The following is a 1430-nucleotide window of genomic DNA, read 5'->3' on the forward strand; positions in this document are numbered from 1 at the left end:
TACACATGGATGTGGGATTCAAATGTGCTAATTCTTTTCTTTGGCATTCTATAGCGCCCCTCTCTTTTGGGTAATTAGATACTTCCCTTACTGTTAGTATACATGCTTTTCTAAGACTTTGCTTGTCTTTAAGAGGCTTACTGTTGTTCGTGTGTCATTCACAGCAATCCGCCTCTGACTTTTTTTTTCTTCTGACCAGACAGCCACATATTTCACATGTGCTGCCTGGGTGACGGACAAAAGTTTTGTCCGTTGTAAACCAATGAATAATTCTTTTTTTCGTTTTTCTGTCCAATTGATTTTGCCACGAGTCAGCTGAATATACTCGTTTATCATAATCGTCTTTCTCCTACCTGATTCTAAAAATGTGACTAACTCTTTTATTCGTTGTTTTGATTGATCCATAAGAAATCCCCTCTCTAGTGATTTCCTTTGTTCATTAGTGAAATTATCGCTTTTCGGAAACAAAGCGTACCCTACTTGTATTTAGGCTTGAACAAGTAACCTCGTAATTCGTTCATCAATCTTTGTGTTTCAAGTATCAGAAATCCTTCTGCTAGTAACTGGTCTTTTCAGACACTCAATTACGCTACTTACGCCAATTAATTCCAGTCTTACCGTGCGTTCCCTTCATCCTCATAAGGTACTAACGTCTACATTCGTTGAGCAAACAATCAGTGTGCAGCCACCAAGTTGTCCTTTTTCTGCTCTTATTCTATTCAATTTTCAAAGGTCTATACATATCTATTTCATGAGGATTTTCACTAACCAACAAAGGAAACCTAAGCGGTGTTACTTGTTAACCCCTACTGTATAGGGGCTTACTAAATATTGTAGGGGTTGCTTCTCACCACTACGTCGTGCAATGACGCGATCTTGTTTTACGACTGTTTGGATCGTTCCATAAATTTCATTTAGCGATTTAGTACACCCTGTCACCTTCCCATTCAATTCTCGAAGGGCGAAATAGCCATTCCATAGGTTTACCCAGGTTTCCTTCCTGAATGTCCGAACAGTATTGGACTCCAAAATAACATTTACTGGTAAACAAATCCCCCTATACTCTGATTTACTTTTTCGAGTTTTAACTTGCGTTCCCATTCTGTAAATATTCCTTCCCTTCCACTTTTGATTCACCAAGTAAGCAGATACTATTTGCCTTAACCAAATTAAAAAAGGAGGCGATATACATTTGACTGTATATCGCCTCCTTGAGTTCGTAACTACCACACACGTTATCTATTATAAATTTTCTTTACCTCAAAAATAATTTACTACAAACCTTACCTTTCATTTTGATTAACAAAACATTGTTGGCTATAGGTTGGGAGTATATTCAATTGATCGGACAGAGAACAAACTTTCCTCTGTCTTTTTTTGTAAAGAGTTGCTATAATAAGACGTTGTGACAACTGTTACAACTAGGAGCC

At 37.6% G+C, this 1430-nt stretch carries 1 protein-coding gene; it reads right to left on the reverse strand.

Annotated features, from left to right (window positions below; genetic code table 11):
* Positions 1–93 precede the first annotated feature (93 nt).
* On the reverse strand, positions 94–405 hold the full coding sequence (locus C240_RS15610) for a hypothetical protein (protein WP_271497713.1): 312 nt from the start codon (positions 403–405) through the stop codon (positions 94–96).
* Positions 406–1430: the final 1025 nt, after the last annotated feature.

This window comes from Enterococcus sp. 5H (genome assembly GCF_028128615.1).
Classification (GTDB): Bacteria; Bacillota; Bacilli; order Lactobacillales; family Enterococcaceae; genus Enterococcus_L.